This is a genomic window from Rhodoferax fermentans (assembly GCF_002017865.1).
Lineage (GTDB): Bacteria > Pseudomonadota > Gammaproteobacteria > Burkholderiales > Burkholderiaceae_C > Rhodoferax > Rhodoferax fermentans.
This window is the reverse complement of record NZ_MTJN01000002.1, coordinates 999,913-1,018,612: the sequence shown is the minus strand read 5'-3', so window position 1 is coordinate 1,018,612 and position 18,700 is coordinate 999,913. Positions and strand designations below refer to the sequence as shown.

The 18,700-nt window shown below is 60.1% G+C and carries 15 protein-coding genes; 1 reads left to right on the top strand and 14 read right to left on the bottom strand.

The features are described 5' to 3' along the window. Positions 1-37: 37 nt before the first annotated feature. On the bottom strand, positions 38-421 hold the full coding sequence (locus RF819_RS05010; protein ID WP_078363960.1) for a DUF779 domain-containing protein: 384 nt from the start codon (positions 419-421) through the stop codon (positions 38-40). Positions 422-508: 87 nt separating this feature from the next. Beyond that, on the bottom strand, positions 509-2,029 hold the full coding sequence (adh, locus tag RF819_RS05005) for an aldehyde dehydrogenase (protein WP_078363959.1): 1,521 nt from the start codon (positions 2,027-2,029) through the stop codon (positions 509-511). Positions 2,030-2,342: 313 nt separating this feature from the next. Between adh and RF819_RS05000 the strand changes: the two genes are divergently transcribed. After that, positions 2,343-4,352, top strand: a complete 2,010-nt coding sequence (locus tag RF819_RS05000; RefSeq protein ID WP_078363958.1) for a sigma-54-dependent Fis family transcriptional regulator — start codon at positions 2,343-2,345, stop codon at positions 4,350-4,352. A gap of 66 nt (positions 4,353-4,418) precedes the next feature. Here the strand turns inward: RF819_RS05000 and RF819_RS04995 are convergent, their stop codons facing one another. The 12 genes from RF819_RS04995 to gyrA all read right to left on the bottom strand — a co-directional run bounded on the left by RF819_RS04995 (position 4,419) and on the right by gyrA (position 18,546). Beyond that, complete coding sequence (locus RF819_RS04995; protein ID WP_078363957.1) at positions 4,419-4,763, bottom strand: ComEA family DNA-binding protein; 345 nt, start codon at positions 4,761-4,763, stop codon at positions 4,419-4,421. A 133-nt stretch (positions 4,764-4,896) separates the two neighbouring features. Further along, on the bottom strand, positions 4,897-5,922 hold the full coding sequence (rfaD, locus tag RF819_RS04990; protein ID WP_078363956.1) for an ADP-glyceromanno-heptose 6-epimerase: 1,026 nt from the start codon (positions 5,920-5,922) through the stop codon (positions 4,897-4,899). Further along, positions 5,919-6,851, bottom strand: coding sequence for a D-glycero-beta-D-manno-heptose-7-phosphate kinase (rfaE1, locus tag RF819_RS04985; protein ID WP_078363955.1), 933 nt, complete (start codon positions 6,849-6,851; stop codon positions 5,919-5,921). Before rfaE1 ends, rfaD begins: the two co-directional genes overlap by 4 nt. After that, positions 6,848-7,996, bottom strand: coding sequence for a lipopolysaccharide assembly protein LapB (gene lapB / locus RF819_RS04980; protein ID WP_078363954.1), 1,149 nt, complete (start codon positions 7,994-7,996; stop codon positions 6,848-6,850). Before lapB ends, rfaE1 begins: the two co-directional genes overlap by 4 nt. Continuing rightward, positions 7,986-8,309 carry a LapA family protein gene (locus tag RF819_RS04975; RefSeq protein WP_078363953.1) on the bottom strand — a complete coding sequence of 108 codons (324 nt, stop codon included), beginning with the start codon at positions 8,307-8,309 and terminating at the stop codon, positions 7,986-7,988. The genes lapB and RF819_RS04975 overlap by 11 nt, the downstream gene beginning before the upstream one ends. A 102-nt stretch (positions 8,310-8,411) precedes the next feature. Continuing rightward, positions 8,412-8,723: an integration host factor subunit beta gene (locus RF819_RS04970; RefSeq protein WP_078363952.1), complete on the bottom strand. Its 312-nt coding sequence runs from the start codon at positions 8,721-8,723 to the stop codon at positions 8,412-8,414. An 80-nt stretch (positions 8,724-8,803) separates the two neighbouring features. After that, a complete protein-coding gene (gene rpsA / locus RF819_RS04965; protein ID WP_078363951.1) occupies positions 8,804-10,483 on the bottom strand; it encodes a 30S ribosomal protein S1 in 1,680 nt (559 codons plus the stop codon). A 132-nt stretch (positions 10,484-10,615) separates the two neighbouring features. After that, on the bottom strand, positions 10,616-12,613 hold the full coding sequence (locus RF819_RS04960) for a bifunctional 3-phosphoshikimate 1-carboxyvinyltransferase/cytidylate kinase (protein ID WP_078363950.1): 1,998 nt from the start codon (positions 12,611-12,613) through the stop codon (positions 10,616-10,618). Between the two features lie 12 nt (positions 12,614-12,625). Continuing rightward, positions 12,626-13,495, bottom strand: a complete 870-nt coding sequence (locus tag RF819_RS04955) for a prephenate dehydrogenase (protein ID WP_078363949.1) — start codon at positions 13,493-13,495, stop codon at positions 12,626-12,628. Between the two features lie 72 nt (positions 13,496-13,567). Further along, a complete protein-coding gene (pheA, locus tag RF819_RS04950) occupies positions 13,568-14,650 on the bottom strand; it encodes a prephenate dehydratase (protein ID WP_078363948.1) in 1,083 nt (360 codons plus the stop codon). Positions 14,651-14,733: 83 nt separating this feature from the next. Continuing rightward, on the bottom strand, positions 14,734-15,825 hold the full coding sequence (gene serC, locus RF819_RS04945; RefSeq protein WP_078363947.1) for a 3-phosphoserine/phosphohydroxythreonine transaminase: 1,092 nt from the start codon (positions 15,823-15,825) through the stop codon (positions 14,734-14,736). Between the two features lie 72 nt (positions 15,826-15,897). Next, positions 15,898-18,546: a DNA gyrase subunit A gene (gyrA, locus tag RF819_RS04940; RefSeq protein WP_078363946.1), complete on the bottom strand. Its 2,649-nt coding sequence runs from the start codon at positions 18,544-18,546 to the stop codon at positions 15,898-15,900. Positions 18,547-18,700 lie beyond the last annotated feature (154 nt).

Here is an 18,700-nt window from a genome sequence, read left to right as displayed (position 1 = left end):
GTGAAGTGTTGTGGGGCCGACACGCTGGGCCGCCGTGTTATGGCATCGGCGCAGTCGGCGCCGCGATGCCCAGCTCGGCCAGTTCAGCGGGTGTGAACACCCGTGAGCGGGTATGAAAGGACTTGCCCTCTGGGCTTTCGAGCGAGAAGTTGCCGCTTTGGCCTTCGAGCACGTCGATGATGAGCTGGGTATGTTGCCAGTAGTCGTATTGCGCTTTGCCCATGTAGAACGGGCAGCCGCCGATGTCACCCAGGTACACATCACCGGCACCCATGGTGATTTCTCCAGGCAGAAAGCAATTGGCGGCGCTGTTGTCGCAGCAGCCACCCGATTGGTGAAACATCAGCGCCGGACCGTGTTTGGTTTTCAGGAACGCGATGAGTTCGAGTGCGGCGGGTGTGGCGATGACTTTGTTGACCAAAACAACTCCTTGTGGTGGTGGCGATCTTTGCCAACAGACAGGGGCAGCTGCCCGCCCCTTGTCTGTTGTGCACCAAGTGGCGCAGGGTTAGAAGAAGCCCAGCTTTTTCTCGCTGTAGCTCACGAGCAGGTTCTTGGTCTGCTGGTAATGGTCCAGCATGATCTTGTGGGTTTCACGACCAATGCCCGACTCCTTGTACCCCCCAAAAGCGGCGTGCGCCGGGTAGGCGTGGTAACAATTGGTCCACACCCGTCCGGCCTTGATGGCACGGCCCATGCGATAGGCGACGTTGCCGTTGCGGCTCCAGACACCGGCACCCAGGCCGTACAAGGTGTCGTTGGCAATGGCCAGCGCTTCGGCCTCGTCCTTGAAGGTGGTCACGGCCAGTACCGGGCCAAAGATTTCCTCTTGGAAGATGCGCATCTTGTTGTGGCCCTTGAACAGCGTGGGCTGGATGTAATAACCACCGGACAAATCCCCGTCCATCTGGGCACGCCCTCCACCAATCAGCACCTGTGCGCCTTCTTCCTTGCCGAGTTTGAGGTAGGACTCGATCTTGTCCATCTGGATCTGCGAGGCTTGTGCCCCCATCATGGTGTCGGTGTCGAGCGGGCTGCCTTGTTTGATGGCGGCGACGCGTTTCAAGGCCTTTTCCATGAACTTGTCGTAGATCGACTCCTGAATCAGCGCGCGTGACGGGCAGGTGCACACCTCACCCTGGTTGAAGGCGAACAAGACCAGGCCTTCAATGGCTTTGTCCAGAAAACCGTCATCCTGGTCCATCACGTCGGCAAAAAAGATGTTGGGCGACTTGCCACCGAGCTCCAGCGTGGCCGGGATCAGATTGTTGGCAGCTGCCTGGGCAATCACCCGACCGGTGGTGGTGGAGCCGGTGAACGCGATCTTGGCAATGCGCTTGCTGTTGGCCAGCGGCATGCCCGCTTCACGACCATAACCGTTGACGATGTTGAGCACACCCGGAGGAAGAATGTCGGCAATCAGCTCGGCCAGCACCAGGATGCTGACCGGGGTGGACTCGGCCGGTTTGAGCACCACACAGTTGCCCGCACCAATGGCTGGCGCCAGTTTCCAGGCTGCCATCAGGATCGGGAAGTTCCAGGGAATGATCTGACCCACCACACCCAGGGGTTCATGGATGTGGTAGGCCATGGTGTTTTCGTCAATCTCGCTGATGCCACCCTCTTGTGAGCGCAGGCAACCAGCAAAGTAGCGGAAATGGTCGATGGTCAGCGGAATGTCGGCGTTGAGGGTTTCGCGGATCGGTTTGCCGTTGTCCACTGTTTCGACGTAGGCCAGCAGCTCCAGATTGGCTTCTAGGCGGTCGGCAATTTTCAATAAGATGTTGGAGCGGGTGGCAGCATCGGTCTTGCCCCAGGCGTCTGCGGCGGCGTGGGCGGCGTCCAGCGCCAGCTCAATGTCTTCGGCGCCAGAGCGGGCCACCTGGGTGTAGGGCTTGCCGGTGATGGGTGTGGCCACGTCAAAGTACTGGCCCTTGACCGGCGGAACAAATTTGCCACCGATGAAGTTGTCATAACGTGCTTTGAAGTTGTGTTTGGCACCGGCCGAGCCGGGAGCGGCATAAATCATCTTGTGTCCTCTTTATGTGTCTTTGTGAATGAAATTGCCTTGCGGCAAGCTGGGTCTATCAAGTCGCGTGCCAGATCAGTGGAGTCAACTCAAGTGGTTGATTTCATTGAAAAATGTCTTCGTGGGTGCGCGGTGTCAGCGTTGTCCGTGGGGCCAGGAGGTGTACCAAAATGTGACAGGTGTTCCTCAAGGTGACAGGTCTGACGAGCACCCTGGCCATGCAATACACTTCCTGCTGCATGAACGCGTGGGCCTGGTCACCATGGCCCTGACGACAACCAGAGAGTGGACTTCAGTCCGCCCAGGAGACAACGTGCGAACACCCCCCACTGCCGTGGCCTTGCGCCAGGCACGCCTGCATTTGCTGGAACATGGTGACTGCCCGCCCGGTGGTCTGGATGAACGCGTGGCGCGCTCCTGGCGGCGCAGTCTGGCGGCTGGCTCGCTGCCTGCGGGGCGGGTGCCGGAGTCTGAGCACAGCAGCGGTGCCGAACTGCTGCACACCATGGCCTCCAACCACGAGTTACTCGCGCATTCGCGTCCGGTGATGGCGCACCTGTTTGAGCAGGTGCGCCACACCCAGGGCATGGTGATCCTGGCGGACCAGCGCGGCACCCTGGTCCACACGCTGGGGCATGCCGACTTTCTGAGCCGGGCCGAGCGTGTGGCCTTGTCATGTGGTGCCAACTGGCATGAGCAGCAGCGGGGTACCAACGCGATTGGTACCGCTTTGGTGGAGGCCAGTGGGGTGGAGATCCACGGTGCCGAGCACTTTCTGGAGCGCAACGAGTTTCTGACCTGCACCGCCGTGCCCATTTTGTCGGCGCAGGCTGAGCTGCTGGGGGTGCTGGACATCTCGGGGGACCAGCGCAGCCGCCACCCGCACACGCTGGGTTTGGTGGGCATGGCTTCACGCATGATTGAAAACCGCCTGATCATCAGTACCTGCCAGCGCCACATCCGCCTGCATGTCCATGCCCAGCTGGAAGGTATTGGCAGCATCGCCGAAGGCATTGTGCTGCTGTCCGAAGACGGCTGGCTGGTTGGGGCCAACCGCGCTGCCATGGCTTGGTTCAAACTCAGTCGCGCCGACCTCGGTGCGGTCCAGCTGAACCAGCGGCTGGAAGTTCCGCTGGCCGAGTTGTTGTCCCGCCACAAGCGACGCCCCGGGCAGCCCACCCAGGTGCGTCAGCTCGATGGCAGTGGCTTGTATGTCCTGGTGCAACATACGTTGCCGACCTGTGTCTCGGTGCTGCCACAACCGGTGTCCAGCGCGCCCCCCCTGAGGGATGCCCTGCACAGCCTGGATACTGGTGACCTGCGCTGGCGTAGTGCCGCCGACAAGGTCCGGCGGGTGTTGGACAAACCCATACCGGTGCTGATTCAGGGGGAGTCCGGGGTTGGCAAAGAGCTGTTTGCCAGAGCCTCTCATGACAGCGGACCCCGCAAAAATAAAGCGTTTGTTGCTATCAATTGTGCTGCTGTTCCGGAGAATCTGATCGAGGCCGAGTTGTTTGGTTACACCCCGGGTGCCTTCACCGGCGCACGGCGCGAGGGCAGTGTCGGGCGCCTGCGTGAAGCCCAGAGTGGCACACTGTTTCTGGACGAGATTGGTGATATGCCGCTGGGCCTGCAGGCGCGTTTGCTGCGGGTGCTGCAGGAGCGTCAGGTGACGCCTCTGGGTGGTGGCCAGCCGGTGGCGGTGGACTTTGCCCTGATCTGTGCCAGCCATCACAAACTGCGTGAAGAAGCCGCTGCTGGTCGTTTTCGCAACGACCTGTATTACCGCATCAACGGGCTGACGGTGTTGTTGCCGCCGCTGCGCGAGCGAACAGATTTTGTGATGTTGACCGAGCGTCTGTTGGCTGACCTGAGCCCGGGGCACCGGGTGTCTGTGGCGCCAGATGTGTTGGCGCGTTTTTGCCAGCACAACTGGCCTGGCAACCTGCGCCAGTACGCCAATGCCTTGCGCACCGCCTGTGCCATGCTGGGTACACACGAGGACTGCATCAGCTGGGACCACCTGCCCGACGATTTGTTGGAAGACTTGCAACATACGCTGCATGTGCCAGACGGGGTGGCAGCTGGCCCAGTGCCAGCCGTGCCAGGGTCCCCAGCCCGGGTTCAGAACGCTGCAGCAAGCACCACCGAGTCCGGCAACGTGACCTTGTTGCATAACCTGCAGGCCTTGTCTCGCCAGGCCATTCACCAGGCGCTCGACGCCAGTTCGGGCAATGTGTCCCAGGCGGCGCGGCGACTGGGCATCAGCCGCCAGACCTTGTACCGAAAACTGGCTGAGGCCGGGGCAGGTATCCGGGCGTGAGTGGGCTGTGGCTTTCTAAAAAACAAAACCCGCCGAAGCGGGTTGTTGGTGAGCCAGGGCTGAGGCCTATTTTTTGGCGGCGCTGGCGCCTGCTTGGGCCGCGTCAGTTTTCTTGCTTTCGGCTTTTTTGGCGGTGGGCATTGTCGCCTTGAAGGCTTCACCATTGACGGTCAAACCTTCTTTTGAAAATTTGGCAGCGTTGCCTTCCCCCACACCTTGGACACGATCCATGAAATCTGTCCAATCCTTGAAGTTGCCTTTTTTGCGCTCGTCCAGGATTCTGGTGGAAATGCCCGGTCCAATACCTTTGATGCTGTCCAGCTCGGCAGCGGTGGCTTTGTTGACATCCACAGCGGCAAAGCTTGCAGCTGCATACAACATGGCCCCCAGGGCCAAAATTTTCTTCAGCATGATGAGTCCTCCTGAGCTTGGTTGACGAGACAAGGTGACGCTGTGTGGGTGCCAGAGGGCACAGCATTCACGCAAGCAGTGTAAAACCGCACCTCAGAAAACGCTGTCGCAAATTTGTATCAATCCGGCAGTTTCAGCTCTGACCCGTTTGCACTCGTGACTTCACGTAGCTCGCCACACCGGTTTGCACATCGGCGAACTGGTGGTTACAACCCACAGCCCGCAGCGCTGTCAGGTCGGCCTGGGTGTAACACTGGTATTTGCCACGCAGCGCGTCCGGGAAGGGGATGTACTCCAGCAGGCCCTGGCTCACCAGCTCTGGCAGCGACAAGGCGGGCAAGTTGTCCAACTCGCGCAGGCTGTTGACCACCGAGCTGGCCACATCGTTGAACGGCTGTGCACGACCGGTGCCCAGGTTAAAAATGCCCGAGATACCCGGATGGTCAAAAAACCACAGGTTGACCGCCACCACGTCGTCGATGAAGACGAAGTCGCGCATTTGTGCACCGGCCGCATAACCACCGTATTCGTCAAACAGCTTGACGCGACCCTCAGAGCGAAACTGGTTGAACTGGTGAAATGCCACGCTGGCCATACGACCCTTGTGTTGCTCACGCGGGCCATAGACATTGAAGTAGCGGAAACCCACCACCTGCATGGTTTTGCCGGCAAAAGCACGTTCGAATTGCAAGCCACATTCGCGGCGCATGCGTTGGTCAAACAGCAGCTTGGAGTAACCATAAACGTTGAGCGGTGCCTCAAAGGCGGGCTCTTCACGGAAGGTGTCCGAACCGCCGTAGGTGGCGGCGCTGGAAGCGTAGAGCAGCCTGGCGCCACGTTTTTGGCAGGCATGGTAGAGCTGCAGCGAGGTGGCAAAGTTGTTTTGCATCATGTACTTGCCATTGCTTTCCATGGTGTCGCTGCAAGCACCTTCGTGGAAGATGGCCTCCACCTGCCCGTAGGCGCCTTCTGCATAGTTGTCGTAGAACACGTCGGCGTCGACATAGTCGGCAATCTGTAGGTCAGCGATGTTGCGGAACTTGTCGCCTTGTGTCAGGTCATCCACGGCGATGATGTCGGTCAGGCCGCGGGCGTTGAGCCCCTTGATGATGTTGCTACCAATAAATCCGGCTGCACCGGTGACGACGATTCGGGTCATACAAACAACTCCTCGTAAGAAACGGTAGCGGTGCCAAACTTGCCCACCACCACACCACCCGCCCGGTTGGCCAAGGGCAAGGCGTCACGCAGGCTCATGCCAGCCGCGACCATCGCCGCCATGGTGGCGATCACGGTGTCGCCAGCACCAGTGACATCAAACACCTCACGCGCTTGCGCGCTGACGCTGATCTGCCCCTGGGCATCGAACAAGGTCATGCCTTCTTCACTGCGGGTGAGTAACAGGGCTTGCAGGCCAAGTTGTTCACGCAGAGTTTGGGCTTTGCTGGTCAAGTCGGCTTCGTTGTGCCAGTGGCCGATGACCTGCTGCAGCTCCGCCTTGTTGGGGGTGATCACCGTGGCGCCCTGGTAGCGTGAATAGTCTGTGCCCTTGGGGTCGATCAGGATCGGCTTGCCCGCAGCACGAGCGCGTGCAATCATGTCGCTGACATGGGCTAGCCCCCCTTTGCCGTAGTCCGAGAACAGCACCGCATCCTGCTGGGGCAGCAGGCCGATGAAGGCAGCGGTTTGCGAGGCCAGGATCTCGGTTTGAGGGGTGTTTTCGAAGTCCATGCGCAACAGCTGTTGCTGACGGCCAATCACACGCAATTTGACCGTGGTTTTGAGTTCGGTGTCGCGTCCAAAATGTGCCTGGATGCCGGTACCTGCGACCAGAGCTTCGAGTTTGTGGCTGGCTTCATCGTTGCCCACCACCGTCAGCAAGGATGATTGCGTCCCCAGTGTGACCAAGTTATAGGCCACATTGGCGGCGCCACCCATGCGCTCGTCTTCGCGGGTGACACGCACCACCGGCACCGGGGCTTCGGGGCTGATGCGGTCTACCGCACCGTACCAGTAGCGGTCCAGCATCACATCACCCACCACCAGGACACGGGCCTGGCTCAATTGTTGTTTGGTTATTGTGGTCATAGTTCTTCTACCCGCCTTGCGGGGTAACTGTCCCAGGTCTGGCAACCGGGGCACTGCCAAAAATGCTGTGTGGCCTCAAAACCGCAGGCGGCGCATCGGTAACGCAACAGGGGTTTGATGGCATGGTCAAGAGCGCGTTGCACCTGGGGGTGAAACTGCTCGTCTTCAAACTTCTCGCCAGCAATCCAGCGGGTGGCCGCGACCAGCGAAGGCTCTTGCGCCAGGTGACGGGCATACAGGTTGCGCTCGGCGCCAGCGGTGTCGGCAGTCAGTCGAACAATCGCATCCAGGACATCCAGCGAGGCTTGCTGCTCATAAAGTGTTTGCAGCCGGTCCAGCGCCTGCTGAACGTTGCCCAGTCGCAGTGCGATGTCTGCCAGCGGGCCGGCTATCAAGGGGATGGCTGTCGGCGCGTGTGTCATGGCGTCGAGCAGTGTTTGTTGTGCACCAGCCAAATCACCGACGTTGGCCTGGAGTTGCGCCAGTGCCATGCGAGCACGTGCTGCGTCCGGCGCCTTGTTCACCGCTTCTTCAAGGTGGACGCGTGCGGCATCCACCCGACCATGCGCCAGATCGTCCGCAGCCTGCTCGCACAGGTAATGTGCCAGGCGCTGGTGGAAGCTGCCTTGGTTGGCGCTCTCAAGTTTGTGGGCCACCTGGGCTGCCAATGCCCAGTCGCGGCTGCGTTCGTAGTTGGCCAGCAAGGCCAGCCGGGCCTCGGTCTCAAAGGCTGTGCCTTCGAGTTTGTTGAGCGCGTCTTCGGCGCGGTCCAGCAGCCCTGCCTTGAGGAAGTCCAGCGCCAGTGCGTGTTGTGCCCGATGCCGGTCGGCCTGGCTCAGGTCACCGCGTGACATCAGGTGTTCATGCACCCGTACCGCGCGTTCGTATTCACCACGACGACGAAACAGGTTGCCCAATGCAAAGTGCAACTCAGAGGTGTCCGGGTCTTTTTGGACGGCTTCGATGAAGGCGTCAATGGCTTGGTCCTGCTGTTCATTGAGCAGGTAGTTAAGCCCCCGGAAGTAGGCCTTAGGCGCCTGTCGGTTTTCCAGACGAATTTGGCGCAAATCAAAACGCGAAGCCAACCACCCCATTGCAAAGGCCAGCGGCAGGCCCAACAAAATCCAGCTCAGACTAAATTCCATCGGCGTAGGCAGGTGCGTTGGCAGGCGGTGTGGCTGTCAAGCCGGCGGGTGTGTTGGGCGAAGTCGGCACTTCTGCGATGGGCTGTTTGGACTGGCGTCTTTGCCGCCACCACCAGGGCACCATGCCCACTACGCCAACGGCTACACCTGCCGCAAACGCGGTCAACACCACCAGAACCTGGGGTGCTTGCCACTGGTTGCCAAAGAAAAAATGCACCGTGGTGTCTTGCTGGTTGTTCAGCGCAAAGGCGAACAGGGTAAAAAAAATGGCTGCTTTCAGCATCCACTTTATCAACCAGATCAGTTTGTTCATTGGCGTGTTCCCAAGGGCTCAAAATTTTAACGCCAACAACTTCGGCCATGATCACCGACGGTCAGGTTTGCGACCGCAGGCATGATGGGGGCTGCTACAGCGTCAGGGGCGGGCGGTTTGGGTCAATTCTGCCGTGCGCTGGTCAACTGCCTCACGCAGCGCTTTACCAGGTTTGAAATGGGGCACGCGCTTTTCGGGAATGGCCACACTTTCGCCGCTGCGCGGGTTGCGGCCCATGCGCGGTGCACGGTAGTTGACGGAAAAACTGCCAAAACCACGAATTTCGATGCGGTGGCCACGCACCAGTGCGTCGTTCATCGCGTCCAGAATGGCTTTGACGGCAAACTCGGCATCACGCTGGGTGAGTTGGCTGAAACGCGCAGCTAGCTCTTCAACAAGGTCGGAACGGGTCATGATCTGGGGCCTGAAACGAAGAAAAAAACGACCGGTGCACGGGTGCAACCGGTCGTCAGTTCAGAGGGGCAACAACCTGATCAGTTGTTGTCCAGCTTGGCGCGCAACAACGCACCGAGGCTGGTGGTGCCAGCGTTTTCACGAGCCGATTGCTGGCTCAGAGATGCCATGGCTTCGTTCTGGTCAGCAGCGTCTTTGGCCTTGATTGACAACTGGATGTTGCGGGTCTTGCGATCCACATTGACCACCACAGCGGTGACTTCGTCGCCTTCCTTGAGCACATTGCGCGCATCTTCGACGCGGTCACGGCTGATTTCGGAAGCACGCAGGTAACCAAGGATGTCTTCACCGAGGTCGATTTCAGCGCCCTTGGCATCGACAGTCTTGACCTTGCCGGTCACCACAGAACCCTTGTCGTTGATCGACGAGAAGGTGGTGAACGGGTCGGAATCGAGTTGTTTGATACCCAGGGAGATGCGTTCGCGGTCCACGTCCACAGCCAACACCAGTGCTTCGACTTCTTGGCCCTTCTTGTACTCGCGCACAGCGGCTTCGCCGGTTTCGTTCCAGGACAGGTCGGACAAATGCACCAGACCGTCGATACCAGCAGCCAAGCCGACGAACACGCCGAAGTCGGTGATGGATTTGATCGGGCCCTTGACGCGGTCACCGCGCTTGGTGTTTTGCGCGAATTCTTGCCATGGGTTGGCCTTGCATTGCTTCATGCCCAGGCTGATGCGGCGCTTGTCTTCGTCGATTTCCAGAACCATGACTTCGACTTCGTCGCCGAGGGCAACGATCTTGCTCGGGGCCACGTTCTTGTTGGTCCAGTCCATTTCGGACACGTGCACCAGACCTTCGATGCCGGGTTCCAGTTCCACAAATGCGCCGTAGTCGGCGATGTTGGTGATCTTGCCGAACATGCGGGTGCCTTGCGGGTAGCGGCGGTTCACGCCCATCCACGGGTCATCACCCATTTGTTTCAGACCCAGAGACACGCGGTTCTTCTCGGTGTCAAATTTCAGGATCTTGGCGGTGATTTCCTGGCCAGCAGTCACCACTTCAGACGGGTGACGGACGCGGCGCCAGGCCATGTCGGTGATGTGCAGCAGGCCGTCAATACCGCCCAGGTCCACAAACGCGCCGTATTCGGTGATGTTCTTGACCACACCGTGAACAATCGCGCCTTCTTTCAGCGTGTTCATCAGCTTGGAGCGTTCTTCGCCCATGGAGGCTTCCACCACGGCACGGCGGCTCAGCACCACGTTGTTGCGCTTGCGGTCGAGCTTGATGACCTTGAATTCCAGGGTCTTGTTTTCGTACGGAGACAGGTCCTTGGTCGGACGGGTGTCCACCAGAGATCCGGGCAAGAAAGCGCGGATGCCGTTGACCAACACGGTCAGACCACCCTTGACCTTGCCGCTGGTGGTGCCAGTGACAAATTCGCCTGTTTCCAGGGCTTTTTCCAGGCTCATCCAGGAAGCCAGACGTTTGGCGGTGTCGCGCGACAGGATGGTGTCGCCGTAGCCGTTTTCGATGGAGCCGATGGCCACGGAGACAAAGTCACCGACTTGCACTTCGGTTTCGCCCTGATCGTTCTTGAACTCTTCCAGCGGCACATAGGCTTCAGACTTCAGACCAGCGTTGACAACCACAAAGCTGTGTTCAATACGGACCACTTCAGCAGTGATCACTTCGCCTGGACGCATTTCTGTGCGTGTCAAGGACTCTTCAAACAGGGCGGCAAAAGATTCAGACATTTTTTGTGTGGCATTAACGCCACGGGGTTAAGTTTTGTGAACCTCACCTGCGGTGCGCAGTGCAGCGCGAAAAGGCAGATGAGGGCCGGTTGCAAGGGGATCAGCCCCTGCGGGTACAGCCCTTGAGAAGGTTCAAAAGGGCTGTTTGCCTAGCCACCAGCCCACTACCAGATCGACCGATTTTTCAACCGATAAATCCGAGTTGTCCAGCAACACGGCGTCTTGTGCGGGTTTTAAAGGTGAGGCGCTGCGGGTTTGGTCCCGCTCGTCCCTGGCTTCTAAATCAGCGCGAAGACTGTCGAGTGTAGTTGAAATCCCTTTTGAAATCAACTGTTTGAAACGCCTTTGTGCGCGTTCTGCGGCACTGGCGGTCAGAAACACCTTGAGTGGGGCTTGTGGAAAGATCGCGGAGCCCATGTCGCGCCCATCGGCCACCAGCCCGGGCAGGCGGTGAAAGCTGTGTTGCAGGTCGACCAAGGCGGCCCGCACCTGGGGCAGGGCAGACACTTTGGAGGCGTTCATGCCATTGGCTTCCGAGCGGATCGCCTCGGTCACGTCGACCCCATCCAGCAGGATCTGACCAGCGGTGAACGTGATTGACAGGTCTTGCACCAGACTAGCGATAGCGGTTTCACCACTGGTATCAATCGGCAGGCCCGCGCCGGTGGCCGCCAAGGCGGTGATGCGGTACATCGCGCCTGAGTCCAGGAAGTGGTATCCGAGCCGTTTGGCCAGTGCTGCCGCGAGCGTGCCCTTGCCCGAAGCCGTGGGACCATCGATACAGATCACCGGAATGTGCTGGCGGCTGGTCTGGACCAGCGAGAACAGCGCCTCAAAATAATCCGGGAAGGTTTTGGCGACACATTTCGGGTCCTCGATGCGCACCGGCAAGCCCGCCGGGTTGAACGCAGCGAGCGAAAAACACATGGCCACGCGGTGGTCGTCGTAGGTGTGGATGCTGGCGGGCTTCCAGTCTGCCGGGTTCGGCAGCGGTAACACCCGAATGAAGTCGGCGCCTTCTTCCACCGTGGCGCCGAGCTTGCGTAATTCACAGGCCATGGCGGCAATGCGGTCGGTTTCCTTGACGCGCCAGCTGGCGATGTTGCGCATGGTGCAGGGGCCGTCGGCGTAGAGCGCCATCACCGCCAGCGTCATGGCGGCGTCGGGGATGTGGTTGCAGTCCAGGTCAATCGCCTTGAGCGGCCAGGCACCGCGTGTGACCTCCAGCCAGTTCGGGCCACTGGTAATCTGTGCGCCCATCATCTGTGCGGCTTCGACAAAGCGGATGTCACCCTGAATGGAGTCGGCACCGACGCCCAGAATCTTGATGCAATTTTGGCTGCTAGCCCTTTTGGCGATTGCCCCAAGAGCTATGAAATAACTAGCGGATGAGGCATCGGCTTCGACATGGATTTCACCCGGAGAAATGATCCGGCTGCCCGCTGGAATGGTGAAACGTTGCCAGCCCTCGCGCTGCACCACCACGCCAAAACGCGCCAGCAGGTTCAGCGTGATCTCGATGTAGGGGCGCGAAATCAGCTCGCCCACAACTTCTATCGTGATGTCTTGCTTTGCAACAAGGGGCAAAGCCATCAGCAGCGCGGTCAGGAACTGGCTCGACACATCCCCGCGCACCCGGATCGGCTGCGACACGTCCAGCGTGGGCTGACCGATGCGCAGCGGCGGGTAGCCTGGGTTCTCCAGGTAATCAATCTGGCAACCCAGTTGGCGCAGTGCGTCCACCAAATCACCAATCGGACGCTCGTGCATCCGTGCCACGCCGCGCAATTCATAACTGCCACCCATCACCGCCAGCGCAGCGGTGAGTGGCCGGATGGCGGTGCCGGCATTGCCCATGAACAGCTGGGCTTGTGCTGTTATGGGCTTCCCGCCCAGACCCTCTATGGTGACCGTGCTATGGTTTTGTTCAATCCTGCAACCCAGTTGGCGCAGGGCTTCGAGCATGACGCGGGTGTCGTCGGAGTCCAGCAGGTCGTGCACCACCGTGCTGCCCTGACTCAGGGCGGCCAGCAGCAGAACCCGGTTCGAGATGCTTTTGGAGCCGGGCAGGGTGATGGTGCCAGCGGCGGTTTCTAGGGGGGGAAGATCAAGGAAAGCGGTGGTGAACATGCGCAACGGGACTCACGGTAACTGGTTCATGCGCCAGGCGGCGCGGGCGGTGCTGGCCTGGGTGATCAGGGCTTCCAGCGTCTGCTGGTCACCCGCCAACATGGCAGCTTCAAACAGGGCCAGCTGGTCGCGAAAGTGCTGGCATTGGGTCAGCAACTCGGCCCGGTTGGCCTGCAGAATGTCGCGCCAGACCTTGGGGTCGCTGGCGGCAATGCGGGTGAAATCGCGAAAACCCGGCCCGGCCAAGCCCATGTAGCTGGCTCCTTTGCTTTGCCCGATCACCGAGTTCATCAGCGTGAAGGCCAACATGTGGGGCAGGTGGCTGACCGCAGCAAAAGCCGCGTCGTGGGACTCGGGCGACATCTGCACCACTTTGCAGCCCAGCGCGCTCCAGACCTCGGTCGCGCGTTGGGTGTGGGCGGATAGCGTCACCTCGGTGGGCGTCAGGATCACCTGTTTGCCCACATACAGCTCGGCGTCGGCGTTGTCGACACCAGCGAGCTCCTTGCCTGCAATCGGGTGCGCAGGCACAAAAGAGCCAACTTGCTCGCGCAGGCCGCGCGCCGCCGCCTCGACCACGTCACCCTTGGTTGAACCCACATCCATGATCAACATGCAGGGCGTGACCATGTGTTTGATGGCTTTGAAGGTGGCCTCGGAGGCTGCCACCGGCACCGCCATCAGCACAATGTCGGCGCCCGACACCGCCAGCAAGGCCGATGGGGCTGCCACGTCGATGACCCCCATCTGGCAGGCGCGCTCGGTGGTGGAGGGTGACTTGCTGTAACCCACAACACGTTTAACCAGGCCCGCCTGTTTGAGTGCCAGTGCAAAGGAGCCACCCATCAGGCCGCAGCCAATCAAGCCCAGTTGTTCAAACATCAGACCTCCCGGCTGGTTGACTGCTGCACATGCCGAGCGGCCCAAATGGGTGGGCACGTGTGGGTAACTTGTTCATTCGGCCACCGGGTAGGTGCCCAGTACCTTGTAGAAGGCACACAGGCTGCGCAACTCTTCGAGCGCGGCGGCCACATGCGGCTCGGACGGGTGGCCGGCCAGGTCGATGTAGAAGTAGTACTCCCACTGGCCAGAGCGCGCCGGGCGTGACTCAAAACGCGTCATCGACACCCCGTGCCGTTTGAGTGGCACCAGCAGGTCGTGCACCGCGCCGGGCTTGTTGTTCACCGACACAATCAGGCTGACACAGTCTTTGCCGGTGGCTTGCGGCGCCGCCAAGGTGGTGGGCAGGCAGATCACCGCAAAGCGGGTGCGGTTGAAAGCGTCGTCCTGGATCGCGTAGGACACCACATGCAGGCCAAATTCGCTGCCCGCGCGTTCGCTGGCAATCGCGGCCCAGGCTGGGTTGGTGGAGGCCAGGCGTGCACCTTCGGCATTGCTCGGTGCAGCGCGGCGGTCGGCATGCGGCAGGTGGGTGCTGAGCCAGTCCTGGCATTGCGACAGGGCCTGCGGGTGGGCGTAGACCGCCTCGATGTTGGACAGTCTGGGCTCCAGGCGCAGCAGGTTGTGGCGCACCAGAAAGCTGGTTTCACCAATGATGTGCAGCGGTGAGCTGAGCAGCAGGTCCAGCGTGCGCGAAACCACCCCTTCGGACGAGTTCTCGATCGGCACCACACCAAATTCGGCGCTGCCCGCCGCCGTGGCGCGGAACACCTCGTCAAAGCTGACACACATCACGCGTGCCATGCTGCCGCCAAAAAACTGGATCGCGGCCTGTTCGCTGAACGTGCCCGCCGGGCCCAGATACGCAACGCGCTGCGGTGCTTCCAGAGAGCGGCAGGCCGACATGATTTCGCGCCAGATGATGGCCACGCTGTGGTCTTTGAGGGGGCCTTGGTTGACGGCCTGCAGGTTGCTGATCACCTGGTTTTCGCGGTCGGGCCGGAACACAGTCGAGCCGTCCAGGCGTTTGATCTCACCGACCTCGTGGGCCAGGGCGGCGCGTTTGTTGAGCAGGGCGATCAGTTCCAGATCGACCGCGTCGATCTGGTTGCGTAACTCAGGAAGGGTCTTGGCCATCGTGTCGGTTCAGTTGATTGGGCTGGGTGTGTGACCGGCGTTGGGGTGGAATCTCTGTGGGCGGGTACGGCTGACCGAAGTGGTCAGCCGTGCTGCGCTTCGAAGTCGCGTAAATAGGCCACCAGCGCCTGCACCCCTTCGAGCGGCAGCGCGTTGTAGATGCTGGCGCGCATGCCTCCCACCGACTTGTGGCCTTTGAGTTGCAGCAGACCACGTTCTTTGGCGCCAGCCAGGAAGGCTTCATTGAGACTTTCGTCACGCAGGTAAAACGGCACATTCATGCGGGAGCGGCAGCTTGGGTCGACCCGGTTGGTGTACAGGCTGGAGCGGTCGATGGCCTGGTACAGCAGCTCAGCCTTGGCGATGTTGCGCGCCTCCATCGCGGCGATGCCACCCTGGCGCTTGAGCCACTTGAACACCAACCCGGCGATGTAGATCGCATAGGTGGGCGGGGTGTTGAACATGGAGTTGTTCTCTGCCACGGTTTTGTAGCAGAAAGCGCTTGGGCAGATCGGCAGGGCACGGTCCAGCAAATCCTCCCGCACCACCACCAGGGTCAAGCCAGCGGGGCCAAGGTTTTTCTGAGCACCGCCAAAAGCCAAACCGACCCGTGACCAGTCCACCGGGCGCGAGGCGACGTGGGACGAGAAATCGACCACCAGCGGTGCCTCACAGCCCAGCGCCTTCAGGTCAGGCAGGCTCTGGTACTCGACCCCGTTGATGGTTTCGTTGCTACAGATGTGCACGTAGGCTGGTTTGTTGCTGAGCTGCCAGCTGGCCGGGTCGACCAGCGTGGTAAAACCGCTGGCTTGGGTGTTGGCAGCCTCCCGCACGGTGCAATAACGGGCGGCTTCTTGTGCTGATTTCTGGCTCCAGCTGCCGCTGACCACAAAGTCAACCGCCTCCCCACGCGACAGGTTCAGCGGCACGATGGCGTTCTCGGCCAAGCCACCGCCTTGCATGAACAGCAGTTTGAAGTGCGCTGGCACGGCCAACAGCTCGCGCAAATCGACCTCGGCTTCCTGGGCGATCTGGCCAAACTCTTTGCCGCGGTGGCTCATCTCCATCACACCCATGCCGCTGCCGTGCCAGTCCAGCATCTCGGCCGCGGCCTCTGCCAAGACTTCTTCGGGCATGGCGGCCGGGCCGGCAGAAAAGTTATAAGGTCTGTTCATGCGTGACATCTATAAGAAATCAGGCTCTAGCCCTTATACATAAAGGGCAAGAAGCTATGTTTTTAGAAGTGCTCAGGCGTCAGGTGCAGTGGGCTCGTCGGCAGCATCGCCAGCGCTGTCGTCTGCTGTTTTGGCAATGGCATCGTTTTCCACAATACGCTGCAGACCACTGAGCTGTGAGCCTTCGTCCAGACCAATCAGGGTCACGCCCTGGGTGGCACGGCCCAACTCGCGAATTTCGCTGACGCGGGTGCGTACCAAGACACCCTTGTCGGTGATCAGCATGATCTCGTCATCGGCGTGCACCAGCGTGGCGGCCACGACCTTGCCATTGCGCTCACTCTGCTGAATAGCGATCATGCCCTTGGTGCCGCGGCCATGGCGGGTGTATTCGACGATGCTGGTGCGTTTGCCGTAGCCGTGCTTGGTGGCGGTGAGCACACTTTGGGACTCGTCCTCGGCCACCAGCATGGCGATCACACTCTGGCCCTCGTCAAGCATCATGCCGCGCACACCACGTGCCTGGCGGCCCATCGGGCGCACATCGTTCTCGTCAAAACGTACCGCCTTGCCACCATCGGAGAACAACATCACATCGTGTTTGCCGTCGGTCAATGCCGCGCCAATCAGGAAGTCGCCGTCGTCCAAGTCCACCGCAATGATGCCTGCCTTGCGCGGGTTGCTGAATTCATCGAGTGCGGTCTTCTTGACGGTGCCCATGCGGGTCGCCATGAACACATACTGGTCTTCGGGGAATGTGCGTTTTTCGCCAGTGAGTGCCAACACCACGGTGATTTTTTCGCCATCTTGCAGCGGGAACATGTTGACGATGGGGCGACCACGCGAGCCGCGTGAACCTTGTGGCACCTCCCAGACCTTGAGCCAGTACATGCGGCCTCGGTTGGAAAAACACAGCAGGTAATCGTGGGTGTTGGCGATGAAGAGCTGGTCGACCCAGTCGTCTTCTTTGGTGGCGGTGGCCTGTTTGCCACGGCCACCACGCTTTTGGGAGCGGTATTCACTGAGCGGCTGGCTCTTGATGTAGCCGCTGTGGCTCAGCGTGACCACCATGTCGGTTGGGGTGATCAGGTCTTCGGTGCTCAGGTCAAACGAGCTGTGCTCCACCAGCGAGCGGCGCGCGCCGATTTTGGTCAGACCGAATTCGGTTTTGATCGCGGTGAGTTCGTCGCCAATGATGATAGAGACCCGTTCCGGGCGAGCCAGGATGTCGAGCAAGTCGTCAATGACCGCCATGACTTCCTTGTATTCACCCACAATCTTGTCCTGCTCCAGCCCGGTCAGGCGTTGCAGGCGCATTTGCAGAATTTCTTGGGCTTGGGTTTCAGACAGTCGGTACAAGCCGTCAGCTTGCATGCCAAATTGCATCTCCAGACCGTCGGGGCGGTAGTCGTCGGCATTGACCACACCACCATCGGCACGGGTGCGGGTGAGCATCTCGCGCACGAGTTTGCTGTCCCAACTGCGGGTCATCAACTCGGCCTTGGCCACCGGTGGGGTGGGTGACTCGCGGATGATGCGGATGAAGTCGTCGATGTTGGCCAGCGCCACGGCCAGGCCTTCGAGCACATGGCCACGTTCGCGTGCTTTGCGCAATTCGAACACGGTACGCCGTGTCACCACCTCGCGGCGGTGGTTCAGGAAGACCTCGATCAGATCCTTCAGATTACAGAGCTTGGGCTGGCCGTTGACCAGGGCCACCATGTTCATGCCAAAGGTGTCTTGCAGCTGGGTCTGTTTGTACAGGTTGTTGAGCACCACCTCGGGTACTTCACCGCGCTTGAGTTCGATCACCAGGCGCATGCCGGATTTGTCGGACTCGTCCTGGATGTGGCTGATGCCTTCGATTTTTTTCTCGTGCACCAGCTCGGCCATGCGTTCCTGCAAGGTCTTTTTGTTGACCTGGTAGGGCAGTTCGTCAACGATGATGGACTGGCGCTGGCCTTTGTCGATGTCTTCGAAATGGCATTTGGCGCGCATCACGATGCGACCACGACCGGTGCGGTAGCCGTCCTTGACACCGTTGATGCCGTAGATGATGCCGGCGGTGGGGAAGTCAGGTGCCGGGATGATCTCCATCAGCTCGTCAATCGAGGCTTCTGGGTTTTTCAGCAAATGCAGGCAGCCATCAACGACTTCGTTGAGGTTGTGCGGCGGGATGTTGGTGGCCATACCCACGGCAATACCGCCAGAGCCGTTGACCAGCAGGTTGGGCAGGCGGGTAGGCAACACCAGCGGTTCTTTTTCGGAGCCGTCGTAGTTCGGGCCGAAGTCCACGGTTTCTTTGTCCAAGTCGGCCAGCAGCTCGTGCGCAATCTTGGCCAAGCGGATTTCGGTGTAACGCATGGCGGCAGCGCTGTCGCCATCGACGGATCCGAAGTTGCCTTGGCCATCCACCAGCATGTGGCGCATGGAGAAGTCCTGCGCCATACGCACAATCGTGTCGTACACCGACTGGTCGCCGTGCGGGTGGTATTTACCGATCACATCACCCACGATACGTGCGGATTTTTTGTAGGCCTTGTTCCAGTCGTTGTTCAATTCGTGCATCGCAAACAACACACGCCGGTGCACCGGTTTCAGACCGTCGCGCGCATCCGGCAAAGCCCGCCCGATGATCACGCTCATGGCGTAGTCCAGATAGCTGCGGCGCATTTCGTCCGCAAGACTGGTGGGCAAGGTTTCTTTGGCGAATTGGGTCATGGGGAGTTGATGCGAGGCAAATTCAGTGGAGTTCTGCGATTTTATGCGGTCAGGCTGTGGCTAGCCCGCAACGGAACCGTCAATTAACGCACACTTGTCGCGGCTGCGGTCCGCTTGGCTGAAACTGCACCGGTATGTGGAAACGCTATGTGGC

What these genes read in the sequence shown, in the direction of transcription:
- adh (WP_078363959.1), bottom strand. Translation starts at nt 2,029, where the DNA reads ATGATTTATGCCGCTCCCGGCTCGGCCGGTGCCAAACACAACTTCAAA.
- RF819_RS04995 (WP_078363957.1), bottom strand. Translation starts at nt 4,763, where the DNA reads ATGCTGAAGAAAATTTTGGCCCTGGGGGCCATGTTGTATGCAGCTGCA.
- rfaD (WP_078363956.1), bottom strand. Translation starts at nt 5,922, where the DNA reads ATGACCCGAATCGTCGTCACCGGTGCAGCCGGATTTATTGGTAGCAAC.
- rfaE1 (WP_078363955.1), bottom strand. Translation starts at nt 6,851, where the DNA reads ATGACCACAATAACCAAACAACAATTGAGCCAGGCCCGTGTCCTGGTG.
- lapB (WP_078363954.1), bottom strand. Translation starts at nt 7,996, where the DNA reads ATGGAATTTAGTCTGAGCTGGATTTTGTTGGGCCTGCCGCTGGCCTTT.
- RF819_RS04975 (WP_078363953.1), bottom strand. Translation starts at nt 8,309, where the DNA reads ATGAACAAACTGATCTGGTTGATAAAGTGGATGCTGAAAGCAGCCATT.
- RF819_RS04970 (WP_078363952.1), bottom strand. Translation starts at nt 8,723, where the DNA reads ATGACCCGTTCCGACCTTGTTGAAGAGCTAGCTGCGCGTTTCAGCCAA.
- rpsA (WP_078363951.1), bottom strand. Translation starts at nt 10,483, where the DNA reads ATGTCTGAATCTTTTGCCGCCCTGTTTGAAGAGTCCTTGACACGCACA.
- RF819_RS04960 (WP_078363950.1), bottom strand. Translation starts at nt 12,613, where the DNA reads ATGTTCACCACCGCTTTCCTTGATCTTCCCCCCCTAGAAACCGCCGCT.
- RF819_RS04955 (WP_078363949.1), bottom strand. Translation starts at nt 13,495, where the DNA reads ATGTTTGAACAACTGGGCTTGATTGGCTGCGGCCTGATGGGTGGCTCC.
- pheA (WP_078363948.1), bottom strand. Translation starts at nt 14,650, where the DNA reads ATGGCCAAGACCCTTCCTGAGTTACGCAACCAGATCGACGCGGTCGAT.
- serC (WP_078363947.1), bottom strand. Translation starts at nt 15,825, where the DNA reads ATGAACAGACCTTATAACTTTTCTGCCGGCCCGGCCGCCATGCCCGAA.
- gyrA (WP_078363946.1), bottom strand. Translation starts at nt 18,546, where the DNA reads ATGACCCAATTCGCCAAAGAAACCTTGCCCACCAGTCTTGCGGACGAA.